An 18,707-nucleotide genomic window follows, 5' to 3' on the forward strand; every position below is an offset into this window, starting at 1 on the left:
AACCCAATAATAGCGGATCGGCGATTCTGAACGCTGACGGCACGCCGATGCGGACCGAGCAGCAGCCCGATGAGGGTTTCTTCAAGGATCTGAATTCGGAAGTGAATGACAAGGGCTTTCTGGTCACCTCGACCGAAGAGCTGTTTCAATGGGCCCGTACCGGTTCGCTCTGGTGGATGACTTTCGGCCTGGCCTGCTGTGCGGTCGAAATGATCCACGTCAACATGCCGCGCTACGACATGGAGCGCTTTGGCGCCGCACCGCGCGCCAGCCCGCGCCAGTCTGACGTGATGATCGTTGCCGGAACGCTTTGCAACAAAATGGCGCCGGCCTTGCGCAAGGTCTATGATCAGATGTCCAATCCGAAATATGTGATCTCGATGGGCAGCTGCGCCAATGGCGGCGGCTATTATCATTACAGCTATTCCGTGGTTCGCGGTTGCGACCGGATCGTTCCGGTTGATATTTATGTGCCTGGATGTCCGCCAACCGCAGAGGCTTTGCTCTACGGTGTGATGCAATTGCAGCGAAAGATCCGCCGCATCGGGACGTTTGAGCGCTAATATGGGTCATTCAGCACCAGCAATTTCCAGCAACGAGGGCGTCGCCGCCAAGCTTGGCAAGGCGATCGGCGCTGCCTTGCTGAATACCGTAGAAGCTTATGGCGAAATCAGCTTTACCGTCGAGCGCAAAAAGCTTGCCTCGGTCCTCGACAAGCTGCGCGACAAGCATGAATATCAACAATTGGTCGAGATTGCCGGCGTCGACTATCCGGATCGGCCGGAGCGTTTCGAGGTCTGCTATCATCTGCTCAGCCTGACCAAGAACCACCGCATCCGGGTCAAGGTCACAACGGACGAAGACACGCCGGTGCCCAGCGTCACCCATATCTGGGAAGTTGCTGGCTGGCTCGAGCGCGAAGTGTTCGACATGTATGGCGTATTGTTCGACGGCAATACCGACCTGCGGCGGATCCTGACCGACTATGGGTTTCAGGGTCACCCGTTCCGCAAGGATTTTCCGCTGACCGGCTATGTCGAGATGCGCTATTCCGAAGAAGCCAAGCGCGTGGTCTACGAGCCGGTGAAACTGGCCCAAGATTTCCGCAGCTTTGATTTCATGTCGCCATGGGAAGGCGCCGACTATATCCTGCCCGGAGACGAAAAAGTGGGTGGCGAAGCGCCGCCGCCGACTCCGAAGACCACTGACAAAACAAGCGAAACTGGCGCTGGCGCGAAAGCCGACAAGGAGGCTGCCAAGCCCTCGAAGCGCAAAGAGGCTAACGTCAAAAAGCCGGCTCCGACACGGACCAAGTCCGGGACCCAGAAAAAGGGGGAGGGTAAGTGATGGCAAGCAACGCTCCCGTTTGTGTCGCGCGTAGACGAGACACTTCTATCCACCACAACCGGCTTCTCGACTTCGTTCGAAGCGAACGGGAGAGTGGAACTCTGGTTCACGGCTTCTCGACTTCGCTCGAAGCGAACGGAAAGGTGGGCATCTAATGTCTGACTATCTCGACGAAATGGACCATATCGCGGACGAGGCCGATCCGACGGTTGGCGATCTGGAAATCCAGAATTTCACGATTAACTTCGGGCCCCAGCATCCCGCAGCGCACGGCGTGCTGCGCATGGTGATGGAACTGGACGGCGAGATTGTCGAACGGGTCGATCCGCATATCGGTCTGCTGCACCGCGGTACGGAAAAGCTGATCGAGCACAAGACCTATTTGCAGGCCTTGCCCTATTTTGACCGGCTCGACTATTGCTCGCCGCTGGCGATGGAGCACAGCTATGTACTGGCGATCGAGAAATTGCTCGATCTTGAGGTTCCGCTGCGCGGCCAGTATCTGCGGGTATTGTTCGCCGAGCTGACCCGGATCTGCAACCATATGCTCAACATCGGTGCCCATGTCATGGATGTCGGCGCGATGACGCCGAATATCTGGGTGTTCGAGATTCGCGAGCAGTGCATGAACTTTTTCGAACGGGCCAGCGGCGCCCGCATGCACAGCGCCTGGTTCCGGCCCGGCGGCGTGCATCAGGACGTGCCGCTGAAACTGCTCACCGATATCGCCGACTGGCTGGACGAATTCCCGAAGCTGTTCGACGATGCGATGAGCCTGGTCGTCGGCAACCGCATTTTCAAGCAGCGCAATGTCGATATCGCGACGGTTTCGCAGGACGATGCCGTGCGCTGGGGCTTTTCCGGCCCGGTATTGCGCGGCAGCGGTGTCGCCTGGGATTTGCGCAAGTCGCAGCCTTATGACGTTTACGACCGGATGGATTTCGAAGTGCCGGTCGGTACCAAAGGCGATTGCTATGACCGGTTCATGGTGCGGGTCGAGGAGGTCCGGCAGAGCGCACGGATCATGCGCCAGTGCCTGAATGAAATGCCGGACGGGCCCGTTGCCTCGACCGATCGCAAGATTGTCCCGCCCAAGCGCGCCGAGATGAAACAGTCGATGGAAGCGCTGATCCACCATTTCAAGCTCTATACAGAGGGCTTCCACGTTCCCGCCGGCGAAGTCTATGTCGCGACCGAAAGCCCGAAGGGCGAATTTGGTGTTTATCTGGTCAGCGATGGCAGCAACAAACCTTATCGCTGCAAGATCCGGCCGACCGCTTTCTCGCATCTGCAGGCGATGGATTTCATGACCAAAGGCCATATGTTGCCGGATGCCACTGCCATATTGGGCGCGATTGATATTGTGTTCGGGGAGTGTGACCGGTGAAATTACGCAATTCACATAACGTCATTGCGAGGAGCGAAGCGACGCGGCAATCCAGAGCCTCGCGCGCAGACGCTCTGGATTGCTTCGCTACGCTCGCAATGACGGGAGTACGATAATGGCTGAATCCCCAACCATCCCCGATGAAATCGAAACCCGCGCCAAATGGGGCGATTTTGCGTTTACGCCGGACAATGAAAAACTCGCCAAGTGGCAGATCGCGAAATATCCGGCTGGCCGCCAGAAATCGGCGGTCATGGCGCTGCTCGACCTCGCCCAGCGGCAGGTCGGTGCGGACACCAAGACGCAAGGCTGGCTGCCGGTTCCGGTGATCGAATATGTCGCCGCCTATCTCGATATGCCCTATATGCGGGCCTATGAAGTCGCGACCTTCTACACCATGTATAATCTGGCGCCGGTCGGTCGTTTTCACGTTCAGGTTTGCGGCACCACGCCGTGCATGCTGCGCGGCAGCGACGATGTGATGGCCGCCTGCAAGAACAAGGGCATGGCCAAGGGCAAGACCACGCCGGACGGGCTGTTTACCCTGACCGAGGTCGAGTGCATGGGCAATTGCTCGAACGCGCCGATGGTCCAGATCAACGACGATAATTACGAAGATCTCAATTATGACGTCATGACCGGGATCCTTGAGGATCTGGCCGCAGGCAAGGATATCAAAGTCGGTTCGCAAATCGGTCGCAAGACCAGCGAAGCCGAGGGTGGTCCGACGAACCTGCACGCGATGGTCGATGAAAATCACGATTACCGGGGGGAATGGTGATGGGTTTTTGTGCCAATATCGTCATGCTGAACTTGTTTCAGCACCCCGCGCGGCAAGAGCGCTATTCTCCGATGGAGGTCCTGAAACAAGTTCAGGATGACGAAAAGCGTGGAGGATATTGATGCCATGCAAGTCGACGGATATGCAGGCTGGATCGGGCTCGCCGTGGTTGTCCTTGGCATTATCGGCGGCCTGTGGGGCCGCTGGAGGAAAAAATAATGGCGTTTGATTTCCTTCAGGACAAGGACCGCATCTTCACCAATGTCTATGGTTTCCAGTCGTGGGACCTGAAGGCGTCGCGGAAGCGCGGTGACTGGGACAATACCGCTGATATTATCAAGCGCGGCAATGACAAGATTATCGAGGAAATGAAGGCCAGCGGCCTGCGCGGTCGCGGCGGGGCGGGTTTTCCGACCGGTCTGAAATGGTCGTTCATGCCCAAGGAAGCGCCCAAGGACAGCCAGGGCAATCCGCGGCCGAGCTTTCTCGTCATCAACGCCGATGAATCCGAGCCGGGCAGCTGCAAGGACCGCGAAATCCTGCGCAACGATCCCCACAAGCTGATCGAAGGCGCGTTGATCGCCGGTTTCGCGATGCGCGCGCGGGCGGCCTATATCTATATTCGTGGCGAGTATATTTTTGAAGCCAAGGTCATGGAGGCGGCCGTCAAGGAAGCCTATGACGCGGGGCTGATCGGCAAGAATGCCGCCAAATCCGGCTATGATTTCGACGTCTTCGTCCACCGCGGCGCCGGTGCCTATATCTGCGGCGAAGAAACCGCGATGATCGAAAGCCTCGAGGGCAAGAAGGGCCAGCCACGCCTGAAGCCGCCATTCCCTGCCGGTGCTGGTCTCTATGGCTGCCCGACGACGGTGAACAATGTCGAAAGCATAGCGGTCGTTCCAACGATCCTGCGGCGTGGCGCGGCCTGGTTCGCCAGCTTTGGCCGCGAAGGCAATCACGGCACAAAGCTCTTTCAGGTTTCCGGCCATGTCGACAAACCGGCGGTGTTCGAGGAAGCCATGTCGATCCCGTTCAAGGACATGATCGAGAAACATTGCGGCGGCATTACCGGCGGCTGGGACAATCTGCTTGCGGTCATTCCTGGCGGTTCTTCGGTTCCGCTGGTGCCGGCCGAGATGATCATGGACGCGCCAATGGACTTTGACGGGCTCAAGGAAGTTGGGTCTGGTCTCGGCACGGCGGCGGTCATCGTGATGGACAAGTCGACGGATATCGTCCGCGCCATTTCGCGGCTCAGCTATTTCTACAAGCACGAAAGCTGCGGCCAGTGCACGCCGTGCCGCGAAGGCACCGGCTGGATGTGGCGGGTGATGGAAAAAATGCGCGATGGCGACGCCGAAATTGGCGATATCGATACGCTCTATGAAGTGACGAAGCAGGTCGAAGGTCACACCATCTGCGCCCTCGGTGATGCAGCGGCCTGGCCGATCCAGGGTCTGATCAGGCATTTCCGTCCCGAGATGGAGCGTCGAATAAACGAACATAAGGGCGCGCAAGTGATGGAGGCGGCGGAATGATGGCGATTTCAACTCCCTTCGTCATCCTGAACTTGTTTCAGGACCCCCAAAGGCAGTTCGCGCTCGTTTCTCACGGGGTGCTGAAACAAGTTCAGCATGACGAATGTTTTTCGGAGACCATCCATGCCTAAAGTCACCGTAGATGGCATCGAAATCGAAGTGCCCCAGGGCGCGACCGTGCTGCAGGCTGCAGAGCTTGCGGGCAAGGAAATCCCGCGTTTCTGTTATCATGAGCGGCTGAGCATCGCGGGCAATTGCCGCATGTGTCTGGTTGAGGTGAAGCCGGGACCACCGAAGCCGCAGGCGAGCTGTGCCTTGCCCGCCGCCGAAGGTCAGGAAATCCGCACCGACAGCGAAATGGTCAAGAAGGCGCGCGAAGGGGTGATGGAGTTTCTCCTGATCAACCATCCGCTCGATTGTCCTATTTGCGATCAGGGCGGCGAATGCGACCTTCAGGATCAGGCGATGGCCTATGGCAAGGGGGGATCGCGCTACGAAGAGAATAAGCGCGCGGTTACCGAGAAATATATGGGGCCGATCATCAAGACGGCGATGACCCGCTGCATCCATTGTACGCGCTGTGTTCGCTTTGCCGAGGAAGTCGCTGGCGTCGAGGAAATCGGCGCTATTGGCCGCGGCGAAGGGATGCAGATTACTTCCTATCTCGAAGGCGCGGTGCACAGCGAATTGTCCGGCAATGTTGTCGATCTCTGCCCGGTTGGCGCGCTGACCAGCAAGCCTTATGCTTTTGAAGCGCGTCCCTGGGAACTGACCAAGACGCTCGGCATCGATGTGATGGACGGAGTTGGCACCAATATCCGCATCGACAGTCGTGGCCGCGAAGTGCTGCGCGCTTTGCCGCGCGTCAATGATGACGTGAACGAGGAATGGGCGACCGACAAGACTCGCCACGCAATCGACGGCCTGATGAAGCGCCGCCTCGACAAGCCTTATGTGCGCAGGAACGGCAAGCTGGAAGAAGCGACCTGGAACGAAGCGTTTCAGGCTATCGCCGATGTCAACGCAGGCAGCTCGGTTACCGCTATTGCCGGCGATCTGGTTGATTGCGAAACAATGTACGCCGCGAAAAAGCTGCTGAAATCAATGGGATCGGATATGCTGGAAGGCCGGCAAACCGGGCTTTCCTATGATGTGTCCAATCTCGCTGCGGTGAATTTCAACTCGACCATCGCCGGTATCGAGGAAGCGGATGTGATCCTGCTGGTCTCGACCAATCCGCGCTGGGAAGCGTCGCTGGTCAACACCCGTATCCGCAAGGCGGTACGCAAGGGCAATACGAAAGTCTTTGGTATCGGACCGGAAGCAGACCTGACCTATCCGGTCGAATGGCTTGGTGACGATATGGGGCTGCTCGGCAAGCTGCCGAATGCGGTCAAGGATGCTCTGGAGCAGGCGGAAAAACCCGCGCTGATTCTGGGCGGCGGCGGATTGAGCGTAGATGGCGTGCATGGTGCGGCCCTGAAACTTGCGAAACAGTTCAAGCTTGTGCGCGAAGGCTGGAACGGCTTCAACGTGCTGCATATCGGCGCCTCGCGCACCGGCGGTCTGATGCTCGGCTATGCCCATGAGGGTGGCATCAGGGCGATTGCGGAAAAGAAACCGAAATTGCTGTTCGCACTGGGTGCGGACGAAATGAATTACGAGCCGTTCAAGGACAGCTTCAAGGTCTTCATCGGTCATCACGGCGATACTGGCGCTCATGCAGCGGACGTAATCCTGCCTGGTTCCGCCTATACCGAGAAAAACGGCACTTATGTCAATCTGGAAGGCCGCGTGCAGCGTTCGAACAAGGCGATCTTTGCGCCGGGCGATGCGCGCGAAGACTGGAGCATATTGCGGGCTTTATCTGATGTGATGGGCAAGACACTGCCGTTCGACAGTTTCGCGGAATTGCGCGGCAACATGGCGATGGATCATCCTGAACTGGCCGTCGAGGGGCTTGTCTCAATGGCATGGAACCCGCCATCCGGTTTGCCGGACAAGCCAAAGGGGCAGGGCGTCCATCCGGTCAAGGATTTCTACCTGACCAACAGTATCGCCCGGGCCAGTGGCACGATGCAGCGCTGTTCCGCAGAATTGTTGCATGCCGATGACGAGATTATGGAGGCGGCAGAATGAATAATTTAACCGCCATTTTTCCTCCTTGTGCGAAGCACGGGGAGGGGGACCATCCGCAGGATGATGGAGGGGCACCGCGCTACCTCACTGCGTTCGGCCCCTCCGTCACGCCTTCGGCGCGCCACCTCCCCAAAGCTGCGCTTCAGGGAGGAAATATTAGATGACCGAATATCTCCAAACCACCTTCCTTGGTGCCGAGCTCGGCTGGTTCGTTGCCACGCTGGCCCTGATCCTGCTGATCGCTCTGCCGCTGATGCTGGCCGTTGCGATGATCATTTATGTTGACCGGAAAATCTGGGCGGCCATGGCGCTGCGGCGCGGACCCAATGTGGTGGGTCCCTTTGGCCTGCTGCAAAGCTTTGCCGACGGTCTGAAAGTTTTCCTGCAGGAAACGATCATTCCGTCGAGCGCCAACAAGGGCCTATTCCTGCTGGCGCCGATTATCACGTTCACCGTGGCCCTGCTCGCCTGGGCGGTCATTCCATTCGGCGAAGACATGGTCCTCGCCAATATCAATATCGGGCTCCTCTATATATTGGCGGTCAGTTCGCTCGGTGTTTACGGCGTGGTCATTGCCGGTTGGGCGAGTAACTCCAAATATCCGTTCTTCTCCGCCATGCGCGCCGCCGCGCAGATGATTTCCTACGAAGTCTCGATCGGTTTCGTCCTGATTTCGGTGGTGCTGTTTGCCGGAACCTTCAACCTTTCCGACATCATCATGGCCCAGAAGGGTCATATTTTTGGTCTGGTCAATGCCTATGGCCTGAACCCGCTGCTGTTTCCGATGGCGGTGGTGTTCCTGATCGCCTCGATGGCGGAAACGGCGCGCCATCCATTCGACCTGACCGAAGCGGAAAGCGAGCTGGTCGCCGGTTACCAGACCGAATATAGTTCGATGTCCTTCGCTCTGTTCTGGCTCGGCGAATATGCCAATATCCTGCTGATGTGCGCGCTTAACGCGATCCTGTTCTGGGGTGGCTGGCTGCCGCCGCTGGATGTCGACTGGATTCCGTGGTTCGATATTCCGGGCATCTTCTGGCTGTTCGGCAAGATGTTCTTTTTCTTTTTCATCTTCAGCTGGGTGATGGCGACGGTCCCGCGCTACCGCTATGACCAGCTGATGCGTCTGGGCTGGAAAATATTCCTGCCGCTTAGCCTGCTCTGGGTGTTCCTGATCAGCGGCTATGTGATGATTGACAAGTTTGGATTGCCGCTATGAATATCGCACAAACCATCAAGGCCTTCACCCTTTGGGAATTTATCGGCGCGCATATGCTGACGCTGAAATATTTCTTCAAGGCGAAGAAGACGATCAATTATCCCTATGAAAAAAACCCGATTTCGCCGCGGTTCCGGGGGGAGCATGCGTTGCGCCGCTATCCCAATGGCGAGGAACGCTGCATTGCCTGCAAGCTGTGCGAAGCGGTCTGCCCGGCGCAGGCGATAACGATCGAGGCCGAGCCGCGCGAAGACGGCTCGCGCCGCACCACACGCTATGACATTGACATGACCAAGTGCATCTATTGCGGTTTCTGCCAGGAGGCGTGCCCGGTCGATGCGATTGTCGAGGGTCCGAATTTCGAATATGCGACGGAAACGCGCGAAGAGCTGATTTACGACAAATCGAAACTGCTGGAAAATGGCGACAAATGGGAGCGGGCAATCGCGGCAAACCTTGCCGCCGATGCGCCCTATCGTTAATGGGCGCTGTGATGAATCCAATGGGGGAAAATGTGCAAAAATATGCTGAACTTTTCCTCCTCGTGCGCAGCACGGGGAGGGGGACCATCCGCAGGATGGTGGAGGGGCTATGCGCCATCCTCACTTCGTTCGGCCCCTCCGTCGCGCATTCTGCGCGCCACCTCCCCAAAGCTTCGCTTCAGGGAGGTTGCGCATAATGCAAATATTTGCTTTCTATCTATTCGCATCCATCGTGCTTGCCAGCGGTGCTTTCTGCATCTTCGCGCGCAATCCGGTGCATAGTGTCTTGTGGCTGATCCTCGCGTTTTTCAACGCGGCGGGTCTGATGCTGCTGGTTGGCGCGGAATTTATCGCGGCGCTGCTGGTCATCGTCTATGTTGGCGCGGTTGCAGTCCTGTTCCTGTTTGTCGTGATGATGCTCGACATTGATTTTGCCGAATTGCGAGCGGGCTTCATGAAAAACCTGCCGCTTGGTCTGTTGCTGGCGCTGGTGCTGGTGGTCGAGATTATCTTCGGCGTGGGCACCTGGCAGTCCGCGGGCATGGGCGAGGCCACTGCTGCGGTCGGCCTGCCGGAAGGCGCGCCGTCTAATATCGAACAGCTGGGTGCCTTGCTCTACAGCAAATATGTCTTCCTGTTCGAGGCCGCGGGCATGATCCTGCTGGTTGCGATGGTCGGCGCGATCGTGCTGACGCATCGTACGCGTGGTGGCGTCCGCAAACAGAATATCGCAGATCAGGTCGCTCGCCGGCCCGAAGACGCGACCCGCAATACGCAGCCTGAAGTCGGCAAGGGAGTGGAACTGTGATGCAGAATCTATCGGCTCCGTCCACCGTTCGTCCTGAGCCTGTCGAAGGACCCGGTTCGTCGGTAAAATCGCGTTTCGACAGCTGTGCTTCGACAGGCTCAGCACGAACGGATTTTCTTTCCGCCAGATATTCAGCAGCCGGGGATATGTCATGATCGGTATCGAACATTATCTCGTCGTCAGCTCCATCCTGTTCGTGATGGGGATGCTCGGCATATTTCTCAACCGCAAGAATATCATCATCATCCTGATGGCGATCGAATTGATCCTGCTTGCGGTGAATCTCAATTTTGTCGCGTTCAGCGCCTTTCTCGGCGATATGACCGGACAGGTGTTCGCCATGTTCATCCTGACCGTGGCCGCAGGCGAGGCCGCCATCGGGCTGGCCATTCTCGTGATTTACTTCCGTCAGCGCGGCACCATTGCCGTCGATGATGTCAACCGGATGAAGGGGTGAACATGAGTTCGTCTAACATTACCGTTCGCCCTGAGCCTGTCGAAGGGCAGGTTGCGCGCACTCCGTTCATATTTCGACAAGCTCAGCACGAACGGCTCCGGGGGCAAGCGTGAACAGCATCATCCTCATAGTTTTCCTGCCTTTGCTGGCAGCGATTGTTGCCGGTTTCGGCAATCGTATCATCGGTAATGTGCCAGCGAAAATCGTCACAACGGGCGCGCTATTCGCTTCTTGTGCCTTGAGCTGGCCGGTATTCATCGGCTTTCTGAGCGGAGCCAGCAGCGCGGAAGTGGTGCCGGTTCTGACCTGGATTATATCCGGTGACCTGAATTTTGACTGGGCCCTGCGCGTTGATGCGCTGACTGCCGTGATGCTTGTCGTGGTAACCACCGTGTCCGCTCTCGTGCATCTCTATTCATGGGGCTATATGGACGAAGATCCGGATCAGCCGCGCTTCTTCGCCTATCTGTCGCTGTTTACCTTTGCCATGCTGATGCTGGTCACGGCGAATAATCTGGTTCAGATGTTCTTTGGCTGGGAAGGCGTTGGCCTGGCGTCCTATCTGCTGATCGGTTTCTGGTTCAAGAAGCCCAGCGCCAATGCGGCCGCGATCAAGGCTTTCGTTGTCAACCGCGTTGGCGACCTTGGCTTCATGCTCGGTATTTTCGGTACGTTTCTGGTCTTCGGCACGGTGTCCATTCCCGAAATCCTCGAAGCCGCTCCGGCAATGGCCGGTTCGTCGATCACCTTTGCCGGCATGCGTCTCGATACGATGACCATTCTCTGCCTGCTGCTGTTCATCGGCGCGATGGGCAAGTCGGCACAGCTTGGTCTGCACACATGGCTGCCTGACGCGATGGAAGGGCCGACACCGGTTTCCGCTCTGATCCACGCCGCTACCATGGTCACCGCAGGCGTATTCATGGTCTGCCGTCTTTCGCCAATGTTTGAAACCAGTCCGGTGGCTCTGATGGTCGTCACCATCGTTGGCGCTTCGACCGCGATATTTGCTGCCACGGTTGGCCTGGTCCAGCATGACATAAAGCGGGTGATCGCTTATTCTACCTGTTCACAGCTCGGCTATATGTTCTTCGCCGCTGGTGTCGGGGCATATAGCGCGGCGATGTTCCACTTGTTCACCCATGCCTTTTTCAAGGCGCTGCTGTTCCTTGGCGCCGGTTCGGTGATCCACGCAATGCATCACGAACAGGACATGCGCTATTATGGCGGCCTGCGGAAAGAAATCCCGCTGACATTCTGGGCGATGATGGCCGGAACGCTGGCGATTACCGGTGTCGGTATCGTCGGCCTTGGCGGTTTTGCCGGCTTCTATTCCAAGGACGCGATTATCGAGGTTGCCTTTGCCAGCGGCACCGAAGTCGGCCAGTTCGCCTTCTTCATCGGCGTGCTCGCTGCGCTGCTGACCAGCTTCTACAGCTGGCGACTGATGTTCCTGACCTTCTGGGGCACGCCGCGCTGGATCCAGTCCGAGCATATTCAACATAGCGTCCATAAAACGCCCGAGGAAGCCGGCGCCGATCAAACCGGCGGCTATCATCCTCATGAAAGTCCTGTTTCCATGCTTATCCCACTTGGCGTTTTGGCCACCGGTGCGGTTTTCGCCGGTTTCGTCTTCCACAATCAGTTTGTTGAAGCAGCCGAGGGTGCCGTTTTCTGGGCCGGAAGCCTGGCTTTCAACGAGCATCTGATGCACGAAATTCACGAAGTGCCGCTGTGGGTGAAGCTGTCCTCGACCGTCGCCATGCTGACCGGTCTCGGAACTGCCATCTTCATGTATTTCTTCGGCAAGGACCGTCCCGCGCGTCTGGCCGCGACCTTCAGCCCGCTTTACCAGTTCTTCTTCAACAAATGGTATTTCGACGAGCTCTACAATCTGATCTTCATCCGCCCCGCTTTCTGGCTGGGACGCAAATTCTGGAAGACGGGTGACGAAGGCACGATCGACCGCTTTGGCCCCAATGGTATTGCTTCGGTGATCGCCAGCGGCTCCGGCGTGATGAAACGCTTCCAGAGCGGATATCTTTATACTTATGCGCTCGTCATGTTGCTTGGCCTCGCTGCCGCAGCGACCTGGATTATCGTGCAGGGAGCCAGCTAATGAACCAGCTTGATTTCCCGATCCTGTCCCTGATGATGGGACTGCCGATGCTGGCAGCGATTATCTGCCTGTTCCTCAATGCGCAGGCGGCGCGCTGGCTGGCGCTTGTGACGACGCTGGTGCTGTTCGGCCTGGGTGTGCTGCTCTGGGCCAATTACGATATTGGCGGTCCGCAGTGGCAATATGTGGAGCGGTCCGAACTCTTCGGAAATTTTGCCTGGGCGCTGGGGATCGATGGCATTTCGATGATGCTGATCATGCTCACCGTCTTCCTGATGCCGATCTGCATCGGTGCCAGCTGGGAATCGATCCAGACCAGGGTCGGCGAATATATGGCGGCTTTCCTGTTCATGGAGGTGCTGATGATCGGCGTCTTTGCGGCGCAGGATATCTTCCTCTTCTATATCCTCTTCGAGGCTGGCCTGATCCCGATGTATCTGATAATCGGCATCTGGGGCGGCGCCAACCGGATTTACGCCAGCTACAAATTCTTCCTCTACACTTTGCTCGGTTCGGTGGTGATGCTGATCGCGATGCTGTGGATGGTGCAGGATGCCGGAACCAGCGATATCCCGACGTTGCTCAACTATGATTTTGCGCCCGAGGCGCAGACTTGGCTGTGGCTGGCTTTCTTTGCCAGCTTTGCGGTGAAGATGCCGATGTGGCCGGTCCATACCTGGCTGCCCGATGCCCACGTTCAGGCACCGACCGCCGGTTCGGTCATATTGGCTGGCGTATTGCTGAAAATGGGTGGCTACGGCTTCCTGCGCTTCTCGCTGCCAATGTTCCCGGAAGCGTCCGAACAGTTCATCTGGCTGGTCTTCGGCCTGTCAATGGTGGCTGTGGTCTACACGTCTCTCGTTGCGCTGGTGCAGCAGGATATGAAGAAGCTGATCGCTTATTCGTCGGTTGCCCATATGGCGATCGTCACGCTCGGCCTGTTCGCGTTCAACCGTCAGGGCATTGAAGGCGCGATTGTCGTGATGCTGAGCCACGGTCTGGTATCCGGCGCGCTGTTCCTCTGCGTCGGCGTGATTTACGACCGGCTGCACACACGCGAAATCGATCGCTACGGCGGGCTGGCGATCAACATGCCGAAATATGCAATATTGTTCCTGCTGTTCACCATGGCCTCGATCGGCCTGCCGGGCACCAGCGGTTTCGTTGGCGAATTTCTCTCGCTGATCGGCCTGTACAAGGTCAACAGCTGGGTCACGCTTGTCGCTACTACGGGTATCATCCTGGGCGCCGGCTATATGCTCTATCTCTATCGCCGGGTTGCCTTCGGTGAGCTTGTTCACGAGGATGTCAAAGCCATGCCGGACCTTTCTGCCCGGGAAATGGCGTTGCTCGCGCCTATCGCCGCTGCTGTGATGTGGATGGGTGTCTATCCCGAAAGCTTCATGGCGCCGATCCGCGGTGACGTGGGAGCGCTGGTTGCACGCATCGACCGCGCCGCACCGGAAGGCGATGCGCACCTCAAAATGGGTGAGGCGAAACCGGCAATCAAAGATGAAGCCCATGGGGAGGCGCACTAATGAACCTTGCATCTTCTCTCTGGCTGGTATCGCCGGAAGTCTTCCTGTCGGTCTCGAGCCTGATCCTGCTGCTGGTAGCGGCGTGGAGCCAGGAAAAGGCCGCGCGTCTGATCACCATATTGTCGGTTGCCGCGCTTTTTGGCGCTTCGATCTTGTTGATGGTGCTGGCACACAAGCCCGAATTCAAGGGCGGAGCGGAAGCCTTTGACGGCCTCTATCGCATGGATGCCTTTGGCAGTTCGGCGAAATTCCTGGTCTATCTGGCGGCGATCATATCGCTGATCGTTGCGCCGCGCTTCTTCCAGGACGGCGGGAAATATCGGTCGGAATATCCGGTCCTGATCCTCTTCGCCACGATCGGCATGGGGATGATGGTCTCTGCCACCGACATGATGACCCTCTATATCGGTCTCGAACTGAACAGCCTGTCCGCCTATGTGCTAGCCAGCTTTATTCGCACCGACATAAGATCTTCCGAAGCCGGCCTGAAATATTTTGTGCTCGGCGCGCTGGCTAGCGGCATGCTGCTCTTCGGTATCTCGCTGGTCTATGGCTTTGCCGGTTCGACCAGCTTCGCGGTGATTGGCGAAACCCTGAACGGCGATCTTTCCACTGGCCCGCTGATCGGACTGGTGCTGGTGCTCTCGGGGCTTGCCTTCAAGATCAGCGCCGTGCCCTTCCATATGTGGACGCCCGACGTTTACGAAGGCGCACCGACGCCGGTCAGTGCCTTTTTCGCCAGCGCCCCGAAAGTTGCCGCGGTAGCTTTGACAGCGCGCGTGATCATCGAAGCCTTCGGTGGCCAGACTTCGGCCTGGCAGCAGATCATCGTATTTGTGGCCTTGGCCTCTATCATTCTTGGTGCGGTCGCCGCGATCGGACAGCAGAATATCAAGCGTCTGCTGGCTTATAGCTCGATCAACAATGTCGGCTTCCTGCTGATCGGTCTCGCTACCGGGACCGCTCAGGGCATTTCCGCGATGATGTTCTATCTGGCGATCTATGTAGCGATGACATTGGGCAGCTTTATATGTGTGCTCGAAATGCGCGACAAGGATGGCAAGCCGCTGGAAAGCCTGTCCAGCCTGGCCGGATTGTCGCAGACGCGTCCCGGTCTTGCCGCTGCTTTCGCGATATTCATGTTCTCGCTGGCCGGCATTCCGCCGCTATTCGGTTTCTGGGGCAAGTTCATGGTCTTTGATGCCGCCGTTGCTGCGGGCATGTTGCCGCTGGCGGTCATCGGTATTGCCGCTTCGGTAATTGGCGCCTTTTATTACATCAAGGTGGTCAAGATCATCTATTTCGACAATCCTGCCAACGAGATCGTGGTCACGGGACATAAGGCGGAAAATATATTGATCGCCATATTGGCGCTCTGTGTGTCACCGCTAGGCTATCTAGCGATACCGGCGATCGCGCCTATAACTGCCGCAGCGGCAGCGGCGCTCTTCTGACCATTGTCATAGAGAATGTTGCCGAAACCGCATCGACCAATGCGGACCTGAAAGCATTGTCTCTGAGTGGCAGCGCGCCGGAAGGGTTCTGGCTGCGGGCCGCGCAACAGACGGGTGGGGTCGGGCGTCGGGGCCGCAAATGGGAAAGTCCGCAAGGCAATCTCTATTGCAGTACCGTGATTGACATACGGCCCTCTGACCCACCACCTTCTTCCTTGTCCTTTGTCGCCGGACTGGCCGTCCATGCGGCCATTCGTGCGGCCCTGCCGGACGTGCCGATGCTGTTGAAATGGCCGAATGACGTTCTCGTATCGGACTCCAAGATATGCGGTATCCTGCTGGAGCGCGTTAAAGATCAGGTAGTGGTCGGCATTGGCGTGAATGTCGCTGTCGCGCCCGAAGTCGAGGGGCGGTCTGTGACCAGCCTTGCAGCGGAAGGGGCGGAAATCGACGCTGCCGGATTTCTCGACAAACTGTCCCGAGAGTTCGAGGCATGCGTAACAGAATGGCGAAATGCCGGATTGGCTCCTATTCTAGAGAAATGGCAGAGTCTGGCGCATCCGGTTGGCATGGCCGTGACGACAAGTGACCATGGTGGCGAGAAAATCACCGGAGAATTTGCCGGCCTGCAAGCAGACGGTGCGCTGCGCTTGAGAAAAGCCGACGGAACGCTTATCGAAATACGCGCCGGTGACATTTCAATCGGATAGAAAGACGATTCGCCCATGCTTTTGGCCATAGACGCTGGAAATACCAATGTTGTCTTCGCTCTCTTCGACGGCGATGACATTCGTGCGCGCTGGCGCATCGCAACCGACGCGCGGCGTACTGCGGATGAATATGTCGTCTGGCTCCGGCAACTGCTCGAACTGGAAGGTCTTGAACTTGGCGCCGTTGACGCGGTGATCATTGGCACGGTTGTTCCGCGCGCACTCCATAATCTGACGGTCCTCTCTGAAAAATATTTTGGCGTGACGCCGTTGGTCGCTGGCCGGGGCGCAGCGGCATGGGGTGTCGCACTCGACGTGGAACAGCCCGATAGCGTTGGGGCAGACCGGGTGCTCAACGTGATCGCGGCGCATCAGAAATATAAGCAGGACATCGTCATCATCGATTTCGGTACAGCAACCACGTTCGATGTTGCCGATTATGAAGGCGCCTATAAAGGCGGGGTCATCGCCCCGGGTATCAATCTTTCGCTCGATGCCCTGGTTGGTAAAACCGCACAATTGCCGCGAATTGCGCTGGAATCTCCGGAAGATGACAATGTGATTGGGACGACCACCGAAAGCCAGATGCTGATCGGTATTTTCTGGGGCTATGTTGCGATGATCGAAGGGCTGGTGGCCCGTACCAAAGCGCAAATCGGTCGCCCCACGAAAATCATAGCTACCGGCGGATTAGCCGTATTATTTGACGAACATACAGATGTTTTCGACCATCTGGAATCAGACCTGACTCTTCAAGGCCTGCATTTCCTCTATCAGCGAGCAACAAGCGCTTCATGACAAAACCTAAAAAAGAACTTCTCTTCCTGGCCCTTGGCGGGTCGGGCGAAATCGGTATGAATGTCAACCTGTACGGCTGTGACGGCAAGTGGGTGATGGTCGATCTCGGCATGACCTTTGCCGATCCCAGCTATCCCGGCATCGACCTGATCCTGCCCGATCTCGAATTTATCGAGAAAAACCGGAAGGATCTGCTCGGCATCGTGCTGACTCACGGGCACGAGGATCATATCGGTGCGGTTCCCTATTTTGCCGCTGATCTTGATGTCCCCTTGTTCGCGACTCCGTTTACGGCGGGCCTGATCCGTCGCAAGCTGGAAGAAGTTGGTCTTGAACGGGAAGTTGAGCTCAATATCATCCCCAATGAGGGCAGTTTTGATCTCGGCCCGTTCGGCTTCCGCTATCTGCCGATCGCCCACTCTATTGCCGAAGGCAATGCGATGCTGATCGACACGCCTTATGGCCGGATTTTCCATACCGGTGACTGGAAGCTGGACGATGAGCCTGTGCTCGGCGTGCCATCCTCACCGGAAACGCTGAAGCAGATCGGCGATGACGGCATATTGGCGATGGTTTGCGATTCGACCAATGTCTTCAACAACAAGCCCTCGGGATCGGAAGGCGAAGTTCGCCGCAACCTGATGCGGGTCGTCGACGAAATCGATACACGCGTTGTGGTGACCACCTTCGCATCCAATGCGGCACGGCTGCAGACTCTGGGCGAGGTTGCCATTCATGCAGGCCGCAAGCTCTGTGTTGCTGGCCGTTCACTCGACCGGATCATCGAAAATTGCCGCGAAAACGGCTATCTCAAGGATTTTCCGCCGACGATCGATTTTCAGGAGGCGATGAGCCTGCCACGCGGCGATGTGATGATCATCGCAACCGGTGGCCAGGGTGAGGCGAGAGCGGCTTTAGGCCGAATTGCCGGCGACAGCCACCAGATCAAGCTGTCCGAAGGCGATCATGTGCTGTTCTCGTCGAAACAGATTCCCGGCAATGAAATTGCCATTGGTCGGATCCAGAACCAGCTGGCGGCCAAGGGCGTCGTCATGATCACCGAGCGGCAGGAACATATCCATGTTTCGGGCCACCCGGGACAGCCGGAACTGGCGCAAATGTATGAATGGATCAGACCGGAAATATTGGTGCCGGTCCATGGTGAAATCCGCCACATGAAAACCCAGGTCGCTTTCGGCCTGGAGCAGGGAGTCCCGAAAGCGATATTCCAGCAGAATGGTGATGTCGTGCGTCTGGCACCCAATGGACCGAAAATATTGGGGCAGGAACGCACCGGACGGCTTGTCGTCGATGGCGATGTGATTATCCCTGCAGACGGCAAAACTCTGAACGACCGGCGCAAGACAGCGCATAACGGCATGATATCGGTAGCTATCGGACTCGACCACAAGGGCAATATCTTCGGTCAGCCCGTGCTGAAAATGCACGGTGTTCCGCTTGAGGAAGACGAAGAGGATTTTCTCGATGAAGTGATCGACAAGATTGTCAGCAAATATTCCAAACCGGTTGGTGATATCGACAAGTTCAACGAGGCGATCCGCTTGCTGGTCCGGCGCAGCGCGACCGAATGGACGGGCAAGAAACCCATTGTTTCGGTGCTCACCGTGGAGGCCTAAACGACCATGGAACTCACCTCTGTCCTCGCCATCTACATATTGTTCTGGGTGACGGCTGCGTTCATCATCCTGCCGATCGGCATTCGTAACCACCACGAATCCGGGATTGACATGGTCAAGGGGCAGGCAGATGGCGCGCCGGTCAACTTCCGGCCGCTGCGGATATTAATGCTGACGACGTTGCTGGCTACGGCTGGGTTCGGGCTATTCTATCTCAACTATGCCAATGGCTGGATCACCCTGGACACTATCGACTTCTTCAACAGCCGCGAACGGATGCGCTAGGGGCG

General features: G+C 57.3%; 18 protein-coding genes. All 18 read left to right on the forward strand.

The genetic code is table 11. From position 1 onward, the window contains the following. Positions 1-47 precede the first annotated feature (47 nt). Complete coding sequence (locus AZE99_RS06105) at positions 48-563, forward strand: NuoB/complex I 20 kDa subunit family protein (RefSeq protein ID WP_067203350.1); 516 nt, start codon at positions 48-50, stop codon at positions 561-563. A gap of 1 nt (position 564) precedes the next feature. Next, positions 565-1,347 carry an NADH-quinone oxidoreductase subunit C gene (locus AZE99_RS06110; protein ID WP_067198908.1) on the forward strand — a complete coding sequence of 261 codons (783 nt, stop codon included), beginning with the start codon at positions 565-567 and terminating at the stop codon, positions 1,345-1,347. A 154-nt stretch (positions 1,348-1,501) separates the two neighbouring features. Next, a complete protein-coding gene (locus AZE99_RS06115; RefSeq protein WP_067198910.1) occupies positions 1,502-2,734 on the forward strand; it encodes an NADH-quinone oxidoreductase subunit D in 1,233 nt (410 codons plus the stop codon). A 115-nt stretch (positions 2,735-2,849) separates the two neighbouring features. Further along, positions 2,850-3,515 (forward strand): NADH-quinone oxidoreductase subunit NuoE, encoded by a 666-nt coding sequence (nuoE, locus tag AZE99_RS06120; RefSeq protein ID WP_067198912.1) that lies wholly within the window; start codon positions 2,850-2,852, stop codon positions 3,513-3,515. Positions 3,516-3,611: 96 nt separating this feature from the next. Beyond that, on the forward strand, positions 3,612-3,734 hold the full coding sequence (locus AZE99_RS16430; RefSeq protein ID WP_257721893.1) for a hypothetical protein: 123 nt from the start codon (positions 3,612-3,614) through the stop codon (positions 3,732-3,734). Then, positions 3,734-5,056, forward strand: a complete 1,323-nt coding sequence (gene nuoF / locus AZE99_RS06125; RefSeq protein ID WP_067198914.1) for an NADH-quinone oxidoreductase subunit NuoF — start codon at positions 3,734-3,736, stop codon at positions 5,054-5,056. Before AZE99_RS16430 ends, nuoF begins: the two co-directional genes overlap by 1 nt. Before the next feature lie 123 nt (positions 5,057-5,179). Further along, positions 5,180-7,195 carry an NADH-quinone oxidoreductase subunit NuoG gene (nuoG, locus tag AZE99_RS06130; protein WP_067198916.1) on the forward strand — a complete coding sequence of 672 codons (2,016 nt, stop codon included), beginning with the start codon at positions 5,180-5,182 and terminating at the stop codon, positions 7,193-7,195. A 160-nt stretch (positions 7,196-7,355) separates the two neighbouring features. Next, the gene (gene nuoH, locus AZE99_RS06135) at positions 7,356-8,414 is read left to right on the forward strand and encodes an NADH-quinone oxidoreductase subunit NuoH (protein ID WP_067198919.1); all 1,059 of its coding nucleotides are present in this window, start codon (positions 7,356-7,358) and stop codon (positions 8,412-8,414) included. Beyond that, on the forward strand, positions 8,411-8,896 hold the full coding sequence (nuoI, locus tag AZE99_RS06140) for an NADH-quinone oxidoreductase subunit NuoI (RefSeq protein ID WP_067198921.1): 486 nt from the start codon (positions 8,411-8,413) through the stop codon (positions 8,894-8,896). Before nuoH ends, nuoI begins: the two co-directional genes overlap by 4 nt. 193 nt (positions 8,897-9,089) lie before the next feature. Then, the gene (locus AZE99_RS06150) at positions 9,090-9,704 is read left to right on the forward strand and encodes an NADH-quinone oxidoreductase subunit J (protein WP_067203351.1); all 615 of its coding nucleotides are present in this window, start codon (positions 9,090-9,092) and stop codon (positions 9,702-9,704) included. Positions 9,705-9,855: 151 nt separating this feature from the next. Further along, entirely contained in the window at positions 9,856-10,161 is a 306-nt protein-coding gene (gene nuoK / locus AZE99_RS06155) for an NADH-quinone oxidoreductase subunit NuoK (RefSeq protein ID WP_067198924.1), read from the forward strand. A gap of 109 nt (positions 10,162-10,270) precedes the next feature. Beyond that, positions 10,271-12,280: an NADH-quinone oxidoreductase subunit L gene (gene nuoL, locus AZE99_RS06160; protein WP_067198926.1), complete on the forward strand. Its 2,010-nt coding sequence runs from the start codon at positions 10,271-10,273 to the stop codon at positions 12,278-12,280. Further along, positions 12,280-13,818 carry an NADH-quinone oxidoreductase subunit M gene (locus tag AZE99_RS06165; RefSeq protein ID WP_067198928.1) on the forward strand — a complete coding sequence of 513 codons (1,539 nt, stop codon included), beginning with the start codon at positions 12,280-12,282 and terminating at the stop codon, positions 13,816-13,818. Before nuoL ends, AZE99_RS06165 begins: the two co-directional genes overlap by 1 nt. Beyond that, entirely contained in the window at positions 13,818-15,272 is a 1,455-nt protein-coding gene (nuoN, locus tag AZE99_RS06170) for an NADH-quinone oxidoreductase subunit NuoN (protein WP_067198930.1), read from the forward strand. Before AZE99_RS06165 ends, nuoN begins: the two co-directional genes overlap by 1 nt. 8 nt (positions 15,273-15,280) lie before the next feature. Continuing rightward, a complete protein-coding gene (locus tag AZE99_RS06175; protein ID WP_443027817.1) occupies positions 15,281-15,982 on the forward strand; it encodes a biotin--[acetyl-CoA-carboxylase] ligase in 702 nt (233 codons plus the stop codon). A gap of 15 nt (positions 15,983-15,997) precedes the next feature. After that, positions 15,998-16,780: a type III pantothenate kinase gene (locus tag AZE99_RS06180; protein WP_067198934.1), complete on the forward strand. Its 783-nt coding sequence runs from the start codon at positions 15,998-16,000 to the stop codon at positions 16,778-16,780. Further along, positions 16,777-18,417, forward strand: coding sequence for a ribonuclease J (locus AZE99_RS06185; protein WP_067198936.1), 1,641 nt, complete (start codon positions 16,777-16,779; stop codon positions 18,415-18,417). Before AZE99_RS06180 ends, AZE99_RS06185 begins: the two co-directional genes overlap by 4 nt. Before the next feature lie 6 nt (positions 18,418-18,423). Continuing rightward, entirely contained in the window at positions 18,424-18,702 is a 279-nt protein-coding gene (locus tag AZE99_RS06190) for a DUF1467 family protein (protein WP_067198940.1), read from the forward strand. Positions 18,703-18,707 lie beyond the last annotated feature (5 nt).

This window comes from Sphingorhabdus sp. M41, from assembly GCF_001586275.1.
Classification (GTDB): Bacteria; Pseudomonadota; Alphaproteobacteria; order Sphingomonadales; family Sphingomonadaceae; genus Parasphingorhabdus.

Coding starts and splice junctions, on each gene's coding strand:
- nuoE (WP_067198912.1), top strand. CDS start 2,850: ATGGCTGAATCCCCAACCATCCCCGATGAAATCGAAACCCGCGCCAAA.
- AZE99_RS06165 (WP_067198928.1), top strand. CDS start 12,280: ATGAACCAGCTTGATTTCCCGATCCTGTCCCTGATGATGGGACTGCCG.
- AZE99_RS06115 (WP_067198910.1), top strand. CDS start 1,502: ATGTCTGACTATCTCGACGAAATGGACCATATCGCGGACGAGGCCGAT.
- AZE99_RS16430 (WP_257721893.1), top strand. CDS start 3,612: ATGACGAAAAGCGTGGAGGATATTGATGCCATGCAAGTCGACGGATAT.
- nuoG (WP_067198916.1), top strand. CDS start 5,180: ATGCCTAAAGTCACCGTAGATGGCATCGAAATCGAAGTGCCCCAGGGC.
- nuoN (WP_067198930.1), top strand. CDS start 13,818: ATGAACCTTGCATCTTCTCTCTGGCTGGTATCGCCGGAAGTCTTCCTG.
- AZE99_RS06110 (WP_067198908.1), top strand. CDS start 565: ATGGGTCATTCAGCACCAGCAATTTCCAGCAACGAGGGCGTCGCCGCC.
- nuoK (WP_067198924.1), top strand. CDS start 9,856: ATGATCGGTATCGAACATTATCTCGTCGTCAGCTCCATCCTGTTCGTG.
- AZE99_RS06190 (WP_067198940.1), top strand. CDS start 18,424: ATGGAACTCACCTCTGTCCTCGCCATCTACATATTGTTCTGGGTGACG.
- AZE99_RS06105 (WP_067203350.1), top strand. CDS start 48: ATGCGGACCGAGCAGCAGCCCGATGAGGGTTTCTTCAAGGATCTGAAT.
- nuoF (WP_067198914.1), top strand. CDS start 3,734: ATGGCGTTTGATTTCCTTCAGGACAAGGACCGCATCTTCACCAATGTC.
- AZE99_RS06185 (WP_067198936.1), top strand. CDS start 16,777: ATGACAAAACCTAAAAAAGAACTTCTCTTCCTGGCCCTTGGCGGGTCG.
- AZE99_RS06180 (WP_067198934.1), top strand. CDS start 15,998: ATGCTTTTGGCCATAGACGCTGGAAATACCAATGTTGTCTTCGCTCTC.
- nuoI (WP_067198921.1), top strand. CDS start 8,411: ATGAATATCGCACAAACCATCAAGGCCTTCACCCTTTGGGAATTTATC.
- nuoH (WP_067198919.1), top strand. CDS start 7,356: ATGACCGAATATCTCCAAACCACCTTCCTTGGTGCCGAGCTCGGCTGG.